We start from the raw sequence: 14,791 nt of genomic DNA on the forward strand, positions 1-14,791 counted from the left end.
TCGAATGATGCCCCGCCAGAACTCTTAGGAGCGCGTTCGCACCAGCTCCTCAAGTCGATGAAACTGGTTGTTTCGCTCTAGGTCGGGAGCGGCGGCCCTTACTTGAGCTAGGCATTCATTCAGTCCTAGAGGCGCCCATTGTTGGGATCCAACAACGGCACCCAGCAAATCTAAAGCCTCAGTTGGCGACTGGCTACAAAGGCCAGATTCTAGTAGAAGATGGACGATGTAGTCCGAATTCGCTACCGGCTGAAGCCAGTCACGTACCGCCTTCAATGCGGAAGGGAACTCAACCCGGGCCGCGATGGCGAGTCGAGCTAAGGAGGCAGCAATGCTGGGTGTAGCTAGATTGCGCGATTTTGGCCAAATCTCCTGCCAGAAGGGTTGGACTCGATTTCTCCAGAAGTCTTCGCGTTGATCGCCTGCGGCCTCCAGTGCTTGGGAGAGCGATTGTGCGGACTTCTCCAGTCCATCCTGTGGAAGCTTGCCCAATGCAGATCTAAAGTCGTCCCGAGAGTAGCCTTCCAATTGCCCTAGGGCTGAGTGCGTTAGGAAAGCAGAGAACTGTCCTCGGTGTTCACCAAGGTCGGCGTAGTGACCGGCCGTCAATAGGAACTGCGACTTCAATGCCACCATCAATGGCTGGTACAGTCGCGGTGACCAAAGAAATCCTTCCCAGGCTGCTTTCGCTTCGACAGGGTTGGACCAATCGAAGAGCGGTAGTAGCGTCGCTTCGGTCCACGCCCGGTCTACGCGATACAGGGCGATGAGTCTAGATGCGAGCAACACCCTGCCATGGCGGAATCGATCTACTTCAACATCGCATATGGCGGAAAATGCCGCCTTAAGTTCAGGGGGAAGTAGGTCTCCATCGTTGGGCGCCCTCTTGAACCATAGATTGAGCAAGGCGCGCGTGGCATGCCCAATGGGGTGATTAATCGCCTCCGAGACAGGGTTATCGATTGGCTCGCCGTTCCTTGTCATGCCACTACTCAAGGGGATCGGAAGCGCAAGCACTCGACCGGCGAGAGTCAATAGGAGGTTCTCGCGATTCGCGCCGCTTCTTGAAGTGGCCTCCATCCACCACGCTACTGCAGGTGCGATCTCGGACAGAACTTCATCAGGCATTAGCAGTACCAAAGGCGATGCGTACTGCCAGGAGCGGGCTGCCATTGAATCGTCCGACCAAACCTGAAGCGCCTCGCGCCACCGAACTGCGGGCCAGACGTCTTGGTGAGCGAGGTCGCAGAGCGCGGCAAGGCTATGGAAGAAGCGAGTACGGCAGACATCCCGCCAAGTGTCCTCATAGAACGGTCTATGGGCAGGCCTCGGCGATTCAAGCCATTCAACTAGCTCCTTGCGAGTGCGAGGGGCGACATCGACCTCTCTGCCGTCCTCGAAATCCGGATCTCCGGTGCCGCTCATCCAGTGTGAGAATTCGTCCTTCTCGTTAGGGTCCAATCTCAACTCAGGATGCGCGATGGATATCTCCGCTAGGCGCCTTGCTGCAGACACACCAAGATGTAGGCCCGAGGACTCCAGCTTCGCTAGACGAATCCATACTGCGCGAGCAACCAGGCGATCCCAGCGTTCGGACTCCAGATCATCGCGATACATCTCGCGGGGAGGTCCTGCCAAGATGACATTCTCCAAGCGTGCTTGAGACGCGTTGTCTAGAATTCACCCCTGGAGAACAAGAAGCCTCAGCACTTCGCGTGCGGTGCACTGCGACCACAGCCACCGCCCCTCATCCAGTAGCAGCCAATCGACCCACTGCTCCTGCTCGATGCAATTGTCCTGGCTGGCCGCAAACAATGCCAGCCGCTTGAATGTGGGATACGGGATCTCGAACCATGCCTGAGCCATGAGCGTGGATCTCGACTCATCCGTAGCTCGAACTGCTAACCAAGCGTCGCGTAGCAGTTCAATCAGGCTAACCCAGTCTCGGAAGGACCGGTTCTGCCAATGGGGCGTGATTGATGGAAGGTCCCAGTAGGATCTATCGACAAGGTCATCTGCCTCTCCTAGATCTCGAAGAAGGCCCAGCGCGTCACAGAGCAGTTGCTGTAGGTCCGAATGCAGGAGCGGGAGTGCCTTCTCCCACTCACCCTTAGACTGATCCTGGAGGACCGCATGTACATTGTCCTCCGCAAGCACAAGGTCCCAGTCAACCAACTGCTTAATTCGCACTGTCTCGTCTGCACCATCGGCCACTTCGCCGTCCCAAACAAATGGACGCCTTAGTGTGATCTTTGGGCTGAGAAGGCTACGAAGTTCCATCCGAAGAGACGTGTTCAGTCCCTCACGTCTAAGACGCTTGATCCAACGATATAGCAGCCCCCCTGACAGTGGGGTCTTGAGTCGGCCACCGAGCACGATTCTCCAAAGAGTTCGCATCTTTGGATCGGGCACACCCTTTGGGGCGTCCAGGCGAATAAGATCCAGCTCCGAGACTTTGCCATCCCGTTCCAGTGTGGCCAGACGCTCAAGTTCGGAGTCGACTAGAGAGATCCAGCGACTATCCATCTGCCCGCCACGCTCTGCAATCCATATGATCAATCGTGGATCGTCCAGATGACGCACAAGCCAGCGTGCGAGCTGGAACATCAATCCATCCCATCGGCTGGCCATACTTCCAGAAGACGCCAGTGTCATAGGAGGAGCGTGATCATAAGGCGCAGGCCTACGAACCAAGCTGAATCTGAGTTCTGCATCCTCCTCCTTAACCGAGGAGAAGCCAAAGCGGGCTAGATCCCTCTGCAAGAATCGCTCATGGGAAAATGCCTCGAGGAGCCACTCAAGCGGGGGAACTGGATTGAACTCCGCGAAGCGCTTCGCGGGGAGGCCTGACTTGTCTGAAAGAGCCCACAGCATTCGTCCAACAAAATCGTCCTGGAGCGTGCTGTCCTGAGGTTGGGCCATGGCGTGCTTCGCAACAATGGCCTCTTTACCTTGAACTCCATCGCGATAGACATCTGCCCAAGTCCTGATTGTGTCGTGCAACGCAGAGTGGTCATGGGTAGCAGGCTGAACCCTGTAGAGGATAGGTCTAACGCCCTTAGCTTCCCATTCAATAGTCTTCAGATGCTCTTTCCCGGCTTCGCAATCTCCGAACGCCCACGCCTGCGGGGTAACCTCACCGAGCATTCGATCTGCTGCTAATGCGTCCATCATGTACCGGAGGACCGGATCGTCAATGCTGTATCCAATGAAGCAAACGACATAGTTGCGAAAAAGTTCGCTGACGAACCGCGCGGCCCAGCGTTCGGTCAAGTAAGCCAAGCCGAAGTCACCACTGGTGGCCACTAGTCGATGGAGTGCTGCATCATCCTCACTCTCCGGAAGCAGGCCATGCAGAAAGACAAGCCCATCCCAGCGGCTGCTCTTAGGGATCGGCAGCATTGGAGCGGGATAGGCCGGAAATGGTTGGCCCATGCGCTTCGCCGCCGCGTGGAAGGTTCGATCGAAGTTGGTAGTCACCAACCGCAACGCGCCATCCCGGCTTCGTGCTAACCGAAGAAGCGCTGCTTGGGTGTCAATTGCTCCCTTCCGACGAAGCTTGGGTCTCAACGATTTCGCTAGGGCGCGCCGAACCGCCAATCGCTGCCCAGGCAGTCGCCTTTCAAGTAGATCGAGAGTCGCGTCGAACTTTGAATGATCGAAGGCGGCACGCTCGATGTCCGTGAATGATGTCCCATTCGACGCATAGATTTGCTCAACCAGTCCTTTGAAACCAGGTAGTCCTGACGGGTAGGAGACTCCGGCGCCGCAGAAGAAGACTACTCGTCCTTCTTCGTGTGCCTGTAGAAGTGCTTCTGGGATGTCTGGCCCGTCGACGATGAACTGCATTGCAACTCCCTCTGAATGCTCTCGAACAGAGTGTAGGTTCAAATCAGATGGAATTGGCCAATCGCAGCGTCCAATTAAGTTCTTCTTTTGAAGTTTGTGCGGATTCAGTCTGATGGTCCAAGAGGTGAGATCTGTCCGAGCCCGCTCAACGCCTCGTCGTGGCAGTGCCAATCATTCTTCAGTAAATTCGGCTTCGAACTCGTGCTGATGTGGCAGTATTGAAGGTAGGGTTTTTGGTCTCATCCGCGTTTAGGAATGTTAAAGCCAACCACAGCGGAGGACCGCAACTTCAGCGCCTCAACAGTGGTTGGCAATTGAACGCTTCCATATGAAGGGACTGCATTCCGATACCCACTCATATGGACGAGGTGCTTATGGAACTAGCGAGTCCAGGGCATCCATTCTCGGAGTCCTCCGGACTGGCTCTGTCTGATGCCGGTGGCAAGAAGCGCTCTCATTGCCTCACAGCAACCTACATATGTGATCCAGAGGGAGAGTCTGGAGAGCACTCCGGTATCGAACTGGTGATGGAGTACGTTGGCAGACCATTCATGTCGATCCCAACTCCATAGTTTGGAGCATGTTTTAGCATGCATCGATCATCTGTGTCCGAATTACCTCCGCTAGCCCCTTGAGGCCGGGCAGGGATTGGCGACGAGTGGGGTAGTACAGCATGAATGGTGCGCCCATTGATGCCCAGTCTGGCATCACAACTTCAAGTGCGCCGGACGAGATTTCGTCCTGCACTCTGAGTTCCAGACAGTATGCCAACCCCAATCCCTGCAACGTTGCAGCGAGCAGAGAGTCGGTGCTGCTCACCCTCAGCATTCCGCTGGGAATTACCTTGACCATACGATCACCGTCGCCAAGTTCCCAGCGATAGATTGAGCCGTCGCCGATTCTGTTCTCAATACAAACATGCCGCCGCAGATCGCTTGGATTCTCAGGTCTCCCAGCATGTTGCAGATAGCTGGGCGCTGCCACGACCACCCACTTAAGCGGATGTGTAAGCTCCAGACCAACCATCCCCTCTGGCACTCGGTCACCGTATCGAATGCCGCCGTCAAAGCCTTCCGCTACTAAGTCCACCAGGCGTTCTTCTATCACTAGATCAAGATGGACGTTAGGCCAGCGTTGCTGAAAGCTCCACAGCACTGGCCAGAGTAGGAGGCGCGCCGCATCGTGTGATAGCGAGATCTTGAGCATCTGGATCTCTGACTGCTTCCGAGCCCGAATCGCGGCTAGACCCTCTCCAATTGTATCTAGGCCAGTGGCTGCATAGCGTTCCAGTTCGCGTCCTTCAACGGTGATCGAAAGCGCACGGGTCGTACGATTAACGAGACGCACACCCAGTCGATCTTCCAGCCGCTTTAAGGCGTGACTTAGAGCTGAGGCAGATAAGCCAAGTTCGAGGGCGGCGGCGCGCATTGATCCATGCCGAGCGATCTCGATGAACGCAGCTAGATCTGAAATGCTTATTCTCTCTAGATCACCTTTCAAGACACTTCACCCGGGTATCGATTACTAAACGTGCCAATGATCCGCCGCACAAAGCATGATTTATGGATCGAACGCAGTGCAGATGCTTCCCCATTATCGCCGAGGATGGCATGGCAAGAAGCTGCGCCGTCGACGCTTTCGATCATTTCTGAATTGAAAGAACTTCAGCAATAAAATTGCTACTTGCGCATGTTCGCCGCAGTAAAGTTGCGTCTCCTCCACGGTCGCTGTACTCAAATTTGCTTGGGCCAGAGTGACCAATCAACTGGGATGAACATGTCAAATTCGAATAGTGATTTGCCTGAGCACGACGATGAAGCCACGCCGGTCATCGGCCGCAGACAGTTTATTGCGGGAAGCAGTGTGGCCATCGCCAGCGGAATTGCTGCTTCCTCGGCATTCGGTGCTGTGCCCGCTGCGGTACTCTCGGAGGCGCAGGGTCAGGGCCGCCCGCGAGCCGGCCTGATCGACCCTCGGCAGGCATATCCTCGGCCACCCTACCCGCGCCAAGAACAGCCTTGGCCGGGGCTTGCGTCGAAGATGCGTCCGCTGCCGGACCACGGTGAGAAAACCTATCGAGGCAATCGGCGCCTTGAAGGCCGCAAGGCACTGATTACGGGAGGAGACTCAGGAATCGGTCGGGCCGCTGCCATTGCATACGCCCGCGAGGGTGCCGATGTGGCCATCAACTATTTGCCTGAAGAAGAGGAAGATGCGCGTGAAGTTATTGCGCTGATACGCGCAACCGGCCGTCAGGCATACGCTTTACCTGGTGATATTCGCAGCAAAGACTTTTGCCTGGATCTTGTGCGCAAGGCGGCATCGGCGTTGGGCTCGATCGACACCTTGGTGCTGAACGCGGCGTATCAGCAGCAGGAGCCGGACATTCTAAAGATTACCGACGAACACCTCGAGAACACCTTCCTTACCAACATCAATGCAATGGTATGGATGACCCAAGAGGCACTGCGTGTGTCTCTTCCGCCTGGAAGCGTCATCATCGTTACTACGTCTGAGCAGGGCTACGATCCGTCCCCCTACCTGGTCGACTATGCGATGACGAAGAGTGCGCAGGTTAGCTACGTTCGCTCGATGGCTAAGCAGCTTGGCCCTAAGGGGATTCGGGTAAACGGAGTTGCTCCAGGTCCTATCTGGACTCCGTTGCAGATCAGTGGCGGGACTGCATCCGAGAAGATTCCGAACTTCGGGGGGGACAAGCCGCTAGGACGCGCAGGTCAGCCTGCTGAGCTGGGTTCAATCTTCGTCCAACTTGCGGCAAGCGACGCCAGTTATGCGAACGGCCAGGTGTATGGGGCCGAAGGTGGCGCTGCACGCCCCTAACTTGCGTCACAGACGACCCCAACTCCTTTCATGACTCAACTACACCTGGTCGCCAACGAACGTAGGAGATAGACCTTGACAGAAGCAAGTTACAGCCTTAGAAACTGCTGCGTTGCCATTACTGGCGCCGGTTCGGGGATCGGACTGGCAACGGCGGAGATGATCTTACGCAGTGGTGGAAGCGTTCTTGGAGGATCCAGGCGTTTAGGTGACTTCAAGCGGCTACAGGATGAGTTCGGCGCTGATCGCGCCTACTGGATGCGTCTGGATGTGCGCGATCCGGATAGCGTGGGTGCCTTCGCATCTTGCGGCATTGATCACTTTGGAAGCGTACATTCGGTAGTGGCCAACGCCGGGGTTGGCTACTACGGCGGAGTCGCTGACGCAAGCGATGATCAAGTCATCGAAATGTGTGAAATCAACTATCTCGGAACGGTCCTCACGGTACGTGCTTTCCTCCCTCATCTTCGTAGCGTTGGTGGCGGGGATATTTTGATCGTATCGAGCGTCGCAGCTCATCGCAGTGGGGCGGACGAAGCCGTCTACGCAGGTACCAAGGCCGCCCAGCTCATTTTTGCGGGCGGCTTGGACCGAGAAGTAAGGAAAGATGGGATTCGCGTGAGTGCCATCTGCCCCGCAGGTACTCATACATCTTTTGCCGTGGGTCACGGTCGCACGGCCGACGATCCCCGTTTGAGCGAATTCATGGCCGCGCAGGATGTAGCCTCGCAGATTGTCTATTGCTTGCAGCAACCGCGGACCTTGCGGACCGGCGTATGGACGACTTGGAGCATGAGCCAGTCCAGCTGAGGTGCTGCCCAGACAGCATCGGTCGGCCACAGTTTGATACCTGACCTCAAGACGCAAGCCAGCCCTCGACCCGATATGGGCGTTTTCCGGAATCAAGCGAGGCAGCCATTCCCCAGCAATAATGCCCGTTACCGGATTACCCCGAGATGTCGCACACATACCTGAAGTCACGACTTGCTCTTCCCACGCTGACAGTTGCTATTGGTCTGGCCCTTTCTTCGCATGCCAGCGCTGAAGCTTTGACGCATGCCTCCTCCGTCAAGCAGTTGGACACCTTGGTCGTTACCGCCACCGGTGCCCAGCAGTGGATCAGGGATGCGCCAGCCAGCATTAGCGTTATCAGCCGCGAGGAGATCGAGCGTAAGCCGGTCACCAGCATCGGCCAGCTGCTGAGTACCGTCCCTGGAGTGACCGGTGGCTATGCACTGTCCGGAGCGCAGTCGAAGATCCGCCTGCGTGGACTGCCCGAGCAGTACACGCTGATCCTGATCGACGGCCGCCGCCAGGGCAACTCCTCCGGCGTGAACTACCGCGACGACCTGGGTCCGCAGGATCTGAACTGGCTGTCGCCGGACATGATCGAACGAATAGAAGTGGTGCGCGGCCCGATGTCGTCGCTATACGGTTCGGATGCGATGGGCGGCGTGATCAACATCATTACCCGCAAGATTTCCGACCACTGGGGCGGCTCGGTCACCTTGAACCACAGCGTGCCCGATTCATCCACCCGCGGTGATACCACGCAGATGGGTGCCCTTTTCAGCGGCCCACTGACCGACAACCTGGGGATCCGCATCGGGGCCAACGTGACCGACCGCAAGTCCGATCGCCTTGAGGGCCAGACTCCGGGCAGCAAGGCGGAGAATGCCAACCTGCAGTTCCACTGGCGCCTCAACGATGACCACGCACTGACCATAGAAGGGTCGCGCGGCGTGCAGCGCAACACCGGCAGCGGTGATGTATATGCCTGGGGTCTGTCCAAGCTGGTACAGACCGGTTACGTGCTGGGCCATGATGGCCGTTACGGCGACTCCACCACCTCCAAGACCACCCTTGTGCGGAACGACTACCAAGACAAGGGCAGTGCGGTGGGCAACCATTCGAAGGAAACGGTGTTCGATACTGCCTTCACCACCGCTTTCCATTGGGGCTTCGAGCACAGCCTGAACGTGGGTGGTCAGTGGAAGCGCGAGCAGCTGGAAAACAGCGACACCATCGGTACCGTACCTGTGACTTGGACCGGCAGCAGCCGCATCAGCCCGACCAGTGAAGCGGACTCATGGGCCTTGTTCGCCGAAGACCACATCACCCTGCACGAGCGCTTCGTGCTGACTCTGGGCGTGCGCTGGGACAACACCGACAACTACGACGACAACGTGAGCCCGCGCATCTACGGCGTGTGGCACCCGGCAGACGCATGGACAGTACGCGGCGGTGTCTCCAAAGGGTTCCGCGCGCCCAATCTTAAGCAGGGCACCGCTGGTGCGGCCACCCAGTCTCTGGGACGCGGCTGCGGCAGCCTGACCCCGGAAGGCTGGAACAGCCGGCTGATCAACGCCGACGGCACGACCGGCTGCTACATGGCCGGTAACCCGAACCTGAAACCGGAAACCAGCACCAACTATGAGCTTGGCGTGGGCTTCGACCAGAACGGCTGGTCCGCATCGGCCACCTACTTCCTGACCAACTTCGACGACAAGATCGAACAGGTGCCGCTGCGCGAGATCCCAGGCCAGAACACTAGCTTCGTAAACGGCTTCTGGTGGACGGTGGCGCAGAACATCCAGAAGGCTCGCACGCGAGGCGTGGAAGCCAGTGTGACCGTGCCGCTGCACGAGCGACTGAGCTGGACCACCAACGCCACACGCATGTTGGAATCGAAGAACCGCACCACCGGCGCCAGCCTGCTAGTGGTGCCGAAGATCACCGCCAACACTTCGCTGAACTGGAGCGTGTCCGATGCATGGTCGCTTAACCTCAGCGCGCAACACATCGGGAAGCAGCTTGTGTCTTCGTCCAGACCTACCTTCGCCAAGGCATACACCACGGTGGATCTGGTCACCGCTCTCGATGTGAACGAAAACCTGACCTTGCGCGTCGGCGTACTGAACTTGGGTGATGTTTCCACGCTTGAAGAAGGCAATAATTACGACGGCGGCGCACGCACGCTCTTTGTGGGCGCGACCGCGCGCTTCTAAGGCGGGTTGATCAGGTCAGGAGATTGCGTTCGGTTCAGCACGTTCGATCACGTCGATGATTGCAAATGAACTTTGCCGCACTCGGGTTTGGAGAATGTAAGCCCGAGTGCGGCTCTAATCGCAATCCTCCGGTCAAACGCTAGCATTCGAGAGCGAGCCTGTTGGAAGAATGAGGGTCTAACCGAGGTCTATTTGTAGGACGACGCTGGCACTATTCGCTTGGCTCAAGGGTAAAGACGAATGGTCCGACTTCACCCAAGCCGGACCATTCGCCGCAATCAATTACTTCTTCTTCGCAGCCGACTGCGCCTGAGCGTCGCACCTGTCCTTCAGCGCCTTGGTCTGAGGATCGGCAAGATCCACCTTGAACTTCGTCCGGTCAGCCAGCTGTTCACACGTAGCAGGCTTTGCCTTAGGCGCCTCCTTCACTTCCGACTCGGCATGAAGCGCCGGATCATGTGCGAAGGCCGATGCGGACGCTGCAATGGAAGCGAAAAGGACGCTGATGAGGGCAAAACGATTCTTCATGTTGCTTCTCCTAGGTTGATTTCGGCGTTATGCCGGGTGTCACGGCTGGTAGAGGTCGGCTTGGTAGCCGGTAATTTGCACCTCGATGATCACGGGGGTGCTGCCGCGGTTCTGCCAGTACCACCCATGGGTACCTTCAAAGGGAGCAATGAACGTTCCCTCGGCCTGACGCTGGGCGCCTTCAACGGCGTAGCTGGTCCAGGGGCCCTTCACGTCGGGACGCTCGCCGTGCATGTCCACGGCAACATCAGACGTGGCCTTCCAGCTGAAAACCATCCCAGCGCCCTGAGCCATATGGGCCTTCACCTCCTGGCCCTTACCAGGGGCAAGCTCGATCGTCAGTGAGTCCTGCCGTAAAGGAGTGCTGGCGAGAGAGACAGCGGCGGGTTCGAAGGCCTGCTTGCCATTGCTCCCGAAGGCAACCTTGGCCTTCTCGAACAGCGCCGAGACGGCTTCGGCGCTGCCAGCAGATGCCGGAACTGGGGGAGCTACGGCCTCTACCTGGTCAGTGGAGGCTAGGGCGTCCAGACCCAGAACCTTACCTACGCCCGTAGGGTCGATTCCGTACTCCGCGGGAAGCACGGTGGTGAGCAGAATCACCCCTGCAACGGCAGCGGCCAGGGCGGTGGATTTCAGCAGCTTGCGAGTGCTGGGCAGCTGATTGGAAAGCGTGATGGACATGAGTACCTCTGTAGATTCAGGAAACGAAGTAGCCGGTGAGCTGCATGCCAACAAGCACGAAGCCGGCGCACATAAGGGCGGTGTTGATGCTGTACGCCTGTCGATGGAATGACGGCAAGCGGCGCCAGAAGCCCATCACGATCAAGATGCCTGCGAGCGCGAGCAGCTGTCCGATCTCGACCCCCACGTTGAAGGCGAGCATGTTTGGGACAAGCCCGTCAGGTGAGAGCGAGAAATCCTGCAGCTTTGTCGCTAGACCAAAGCCATGGAAGAAGCCAAAGATCAGCACGGCGGCTTTGGTGTTGGGCTGTACCCCAAACCAGCGCTTGAACGCGCCCATGTTGTCCAGCGCCTTGTAGACAACCGACAGGCCAATGATTGCGTCGACCAGGTACGCATTCACATGCAATCCGCCCAGGACACCTAGCAGCAAGGTGGTGCTGTGGCCGATCGCGAACAACGTCACGTAGATGCTGACATCACGCATCCGGTACAGGAAGAAGATCACCCCGAACAGAAACAGGAGGTGGTCGTATCCAGTCACCATGTGCTTGGCGCCGAGGTACGTGAACGCGATGAGCTGCAGGCCGGTACTGTCTTCCAGGAAGGCCTGGTCGCCTTCACTGACGCCATGCGCCCAAGCAACGCAAGGCAGAAGGATGGCTGCAAGCAGGTAGAGCCACGCTTGGGTTCGTTTGGAAATGGTCAACTGCATGTTCCTGGGAGGGGTTGAGATGGACGGGTTCACGCTGCGTCCTCCTTCCGCTCATCCCCTTCGCGGTGGATGAGGCGATAGAGCGCCGGCAACACCAGCAAGGTCAGCAGCGTGGAGGAGATGATTCCGCCGATAACGACCGTCGCCAGCGGGCGCTGAACTTCCGCGCCAGCCCCAACGTTTAGGGCCATTGGCAGGAAGCCCAGGCTGGCAACCAGGGCCGTCATCAGCACGGGGCGCAGCCGGGTCAGTGCACCTTCGGTTACCGCTTGGTGCAGGGGAGTGCCCTGTTCCCTAAGGCTCTTGATGAAGCTGATCATGACCAGGCCGTTGAGCACGGCGACGCCCGACAGCGCGATGAACCCCACGCCTGCAGAAATGGACAGGGGTATGTCACGCATCCACAGAGCCACCACGCCACCGGTCAACGCAAGTGGAACGCCGCTGAACACGATGGCAGCATCCTTGCCCGAGCCGAACGCCATGAAGAGCAAGCCGAAGATCATCACCAGGACGACCGGCACGACCACGGACAGCCGCTTGCTGGCAGAGATGAGCTGCTCGAAGGTACCGCCATACTCAATCCAGTAGCCTTCCGGCAACTGCACCTCCTGACCAACCTTCTCTCGCAGCTCCTCTACGAACGAACCAAGGTCGCGACCACGTACGTTGCTGGTGATGACGACGCGACGCTTGCCGTTCTCGCGACTGACCTGGTTTGGGCCTGGCGCAACTTCAACTTTAGCCAGCTGCCCCAGCGGAACGAACGCTCTCTGTTCGCCGGAACTGGCCCCGACGGCGACGGCTACCGGTAGCGATGCGAGCGTCCGGGTGTCCTGACGCAGGTTCTCGGGCAGACGAACGACGATGTCGAAGCGACGATCACCCTCAAAGACCTGACCGACCGCCTCACCGCCCAGCGCAACAGAGATGGTCTTCTGGACCTCGTCGATCGAAACGCCATAGCGGGCCAAAGCACCCAGGTCAGGCGTGATGGTCATAAGAGGCAGACCACTGATCTGCTCTAACTTCACGTCTGCGGCGCCTGGGATGGAACCTGCGGCGTCCTCGATCTGGCTGCCGATCTGCGCCAGCTGATCCAGGTCGTCACCGTACAACTTCACCGCCACCTCGGCGCGTACACCGGCAATCAGCTCGTTCATGCGCATCTGCACGGGCTGGGTGAACTCGTAGTTGTTGCCGGGAATTGCTCGGACAGCCTTCTCCAGCTCAGCAATGAGCTGCGCCTTTGGCTTGCGGGGATCAGGCCATTGGTCGCGATCCTTGAGCATGATGAAGGTGTCTGCGACCGACGGTGGCATGGGGTCGGTCGCTACCTCTGCTGTGCCGATCTTTGCGACAACCTCATCCACCTCGGGGAACTTCTTGATGGTCGCTTCAAGCTGGCGCTGCATGCCGATGGCTTGCGTCAGACTAGTGCCGGGAATGCGCAGCGCGTGAAGCGCAATATCACCTTCGTCCAGATTCGGAATGAACTCAGTGCCCATGCGACTGGCCAGAAGACCCGCCAGTACGGTGAGGACGGCTGCACCACCCACAACCAGTTTGCGAGCACTGACTGCCCGCTCCAGCATCGGGCCATACAGCTTGGTTACGCCCCGCATAGCCTTGGTTTCCTTCTCCGAGACCTTGCCCGTGACAAACTGAGCAACCGCAGCGGGAACGAACGTGAGGGACAATGCCATCGCACCAGTCAGCGCGATAACGACGGTCAGGGCCATCGGGTGGAACATCTTTCCTTCCACGCCGGAGAGCGCAAAGATCGGGATGTAGACGGCGGCAATGATGAACAAGCCGAACAAGCTGGGCTTGATCACCTCGGCACTGGCGCTGGCGGCCAAAGCAAAGCGCTCATCCCGGGTCAACAGACGCCCCAGGGCGTGCTGACGCTCGCCGAAGCGGCGCAGACAGTTCTCAACAATGATGACCGCGCCGTCGACGATCAGACCGAAGTCCAGCGCACCCAAGCTCATCAGATTTGCTGAGACACGGTTCTGGACCATGCCGGAGATGGTCAGCAGCATGGTCAAAGGAATGACCGCGGCCGTGATCAGTGCGGCGCGAAGATTTCCGAGCAGAAGGAACAGCACCGCAATGACCAGCAGGGCACCTTCCAGTAGGTTCTTCTTGACGGTTTCAATGGTGCGGTCGACCAGCTCCGTACGGTCATAGACCGCATGCGCGCGGACACCTTCTGGAAGCGTCTCGTCGATCTCCTTCAGCTTGGCAGCGGTTCGCTGAGCGACTTCGCGGCTGTTCTCACCAATGAGCATGAATGCAGTACCAAGTACCACTTCCTTGCCATCTTTGGTCGCTGCACCCGTTCGCAGTTCGGTGCCCTCGTGAACGTCTGCGAGGTCACCGACGCGAAGCGGCAGCCCCTCGCGATTGGCGACCACGATCTTGCGCAGGCCGTCCATGTCCGCCACTTGGCCAGGAACGCGCACAAGGTACTGTTCACCACTCTTTTCAATGTAGCCGGCACCCACGTTCGCATTGCTGCGCGCCACGGCCTCCATCACATCCTGCATGGTCAGCTCGTACGCCTGAAGCTTGCGCGGGTCAGGCGTGATGTGGAACTGCCGCACATAGCCACCGACGGTGTTGACCTCTGTAACACCTTTCAGATGTCGCATCTGGGGGCGTACCACCCAATCCTGGAGGGTACGAAGCGCCATCGGCGTCCAGGTCTCTTCAGCACCCTTCTCGGCTTCCACGGTGTACATGAAGATCTCACCGAGACCGGTGGCGACCGGGCCCAGCGTTGGCTTCAGCCCAGTTGGGAGCTGGGATGCGGCTTGCTGCAAGCGCTCGGCCACCTGCTGCCGCGCGAAGTAGATGTCGGTACCGTCTTCGAATACAACGGTGACCTGGGAGAGACCATAACGCGAGATGGACCGCGTGTACTCCAGCTTGGCTAAGCCGGCCAAGGCTGTCTCGACGGGGAACGTTACCCGCTGCTCTGCCTCCAGTGGAGAGTAGCCCGGTGCTTCGGTGTTGATCTGGACCTGGACATTGGTGATGTCAGGGACGGCGTCGATTGGCAGCTTGCTGTAGTTCCAGATGCCCAAGCCTGACAGCGCCAGGACCAGAAGCAGCACAAGCCATCTATGCGCGATGGACGCGCGAATGATTCGCTCTAGCATGA

The 14,791-nt window shown here is 58.3% G+C and carries 10 protein-coding genes; 3 read left to right on the forward strand and 7 right to left on the reverse strand.

Annotation, left to right across the window (positions count from 1 at the left end):
* Window positions 1–24: 24 nt before the first annotated feature.
* From SSKA14_RS23930 to SSKA14_RS02785, 3 genes are all read right to left on the reverse strand, one after another.
* Window positions 25–1,173, reverse strand: coding sequence for a hypothetical protein (locus SSKA14_RS23930; RefSeq protein ID WP_148565003.1), 1,149 nt, complete (start codon window positions 1,171–1,173; stop codon window positions 25–27).
* 507 nt (window positions 1,174–1,680) lie between these two features.
* Window positions 1,681–3,849, reverse strand: a complete 2,169-nt coding sequence (locus tag SSKA14_RS23935; RefSeq protein ID WP_197573146.1) for an SIR2 family protein — start codon at window positions 3,847–3,849, stop codon at window positions 1,681–1,683.
* Window positions 3,850–4,434: 585 nt separating this feature from the next.
* On the reverse strand, window positions 4,435–5,349 hold the full coding sequence (locus SSKA14_RS02785; protein ID WP_032962204.1) for a LysR family transcriptional regulator: 915 nt from the start codon (window positions 5,347–5,349) through the stop codon (window positions 4,435–4,437).
* Window positions 5,350–5,625: 276 nt separating this feature from the next.
* Between SSKA14_RS02785 and SSKA14_RS02790 the strand changes: the two genes are divergently transcribed.
* The 3 genes from SSKA14_RS02790 (at window position 5,626) to SSKA14_RS02800 (ending at window position 9,698) form a co-directional block, all read left to right on the forward strand.
* Complete coding sequence (locus SSKA14_RS02790) at window positions 5,626–6,690, forward strand: SDR family oxidoreductase (RefSeq protein WP_008266446.1); 1,065 nt, start codon at window positions 5,626–5,628, stop codon at window positions 6,688–6,690.
* A 75-nt stretch (window positions 6,691–6,765) separates the two neighbouring features.
* Complete coding sequence (locus tag SSKA14_RS23230; protein WP_083797294.1) at window positions 6,766–7,500, forward strand: SDR family NAD(P)-dependent oxidoreductase; 735 nt, start codon at window positions 6,766–6,768, stop codon at window positions 7,498–7,500.
* Window positions 7,501–7,775: 275 nt separating this feature from the next.
* Window positions 7,776–9,698: a TonB-dependent receptor gene (locus SSKA14_RS02800; protein ID WP_226053493.1), complete on the forward strand. Its 1,923-nt coding sequence runs from the start codon at window positions 7,776–7,778 to the stop codon at window positions 9,696–9,698.
* Window positions 9,699–9,980: 282 nt separating this feature from the next.
* On the opposite strand, the gene SSKA14_RS02805 is transcribed toward SSKA14_RS02800, so the two are convergent.
* Genes SSKA14_RS02805 through SSKA14_RS02820 form a run of 4 tightly spaced genes read right to left on the reverse strand, consistent with a single transcriptional unit; the run spans window position 9,981 to window position 14,789 of the window.
* On the reverse strand, window positions 9,981–10,226 hold the full coding sequence (locus SSKA14_RS02805; RefSeq protein WP_008267212.1) for a hypothetical protein: 246 nt from the start codon (window positions 10,224–10,226) through the stop codon (window positions 9,981–9,983).
* A gap of 39 nt (window positions 10,227–10,265) precedes the next feature.
* The gene (locus SSKA14_RS02810) at window positions 10,266–10,907 is read right to left on the reverse strand and encodes a hypothetical protein (RefSeq protein ID WP_032961297.1); all 642 of its coding nucleotides are present in this window, start codon (window positions 10,905–10,907) and stop codon (window positions 10,266–10,268) included.
* 16 nt (window positions 10,908–10,923) lie between these two features.
* Window positions 10,924–11,622 carry a HupE/UreJ family protein gene (locus SSKA14_RS02815; RefSeq protein WP_008264906.1) on the reverse strand — a complete coding sequence of 233 codons (699 nt, stop codon included), beginning with the start codon at window positions 11,620–11,622 and terminating at the stop codon, window positions 10,924–10,926.
* Between the two features lie 29 nt (window positions 11,623–11,651).
* Window positions 11,652–14,789, reverse strand: a complete 3,138-nt coding sequence (locus tag SSKA14_RS02820) for a CusA/CzcA family heavy metal efflux RND transporter (protein WP_032961302.1) — start codon at window positions 14,787–14,789, stop codon at window positions 11,652–11,654.
* Window positions 14,790–14,791: the final 2 nt, after the last annotated feature.

It is taken from the genome of Stenotrophomonas sp. SKA14 (genome assembly GCF_000158575.1).
Lineage (GTDB): Bacteria > Pseudomonadota > Gammaproteobacteria > Xanthomonadales > Xanthomonadaceae > Stenotrophomonas > Stenotrophomonas forensis.

What these genes read in the sequence shown, in the direction of transcription:
- SSKA14_RS23930 (WP_148565003.1), bottom strand. Translation starts at nt 1,173, where the DNA reads ATGGCAGCCCGCTCCTGGCAGTACGCATCGCCTTTGGTACTGCTAATG.
- SSKA14_RS23935 (WP_197573146.1), bottom strand. Translation starts at nt 3,849, where the DNA reads ATGCAGTTCATCGTCGACGGGCCAGACATCCCAGAAGCACTTCTACAG.
- SSKA14_RS02790 (WP_008266446.1), top strand. Translation starts at nt 5,626, where the DNA reads ATGTCAAATTCGAATAGTGATTTGCCTGAGCACGACGATGAAGCCACG.
- SSKA14_RS02805 (WP_008267212.1), bottom strand. Translation starts at nt 10,226, where the DNA reads ATGAAGAATCGTTTTGCCCTCATCAGCGTCCTTTTCGCTTCCATTGCA.
- SSKA14_RS02810 (WP_032961297.1), bottom strand. Translation starts at nt 10,907, where the DNA reads ATGTCCATCACGCTTTCCAATCAGCTGCCCAGCACTCGCAAGCTGCTG.
- SSKA14_RS02815 (WP_008264906.1), bottom strand. Translation starts at nt 11,622, where the DNA reads ATGCAGTTGACCATTTCCAAACGAACCCAAGCGTGGCTCTACCTGCTT.
- SSKA14_RS02820 (WP_032961302.1), bottom strand. Translation starts at nt 14,789, where the DNA reads ATGCTAGAGCGAATCATTCGCGCGTCCATCGCGCATAGATGGCTTGTG.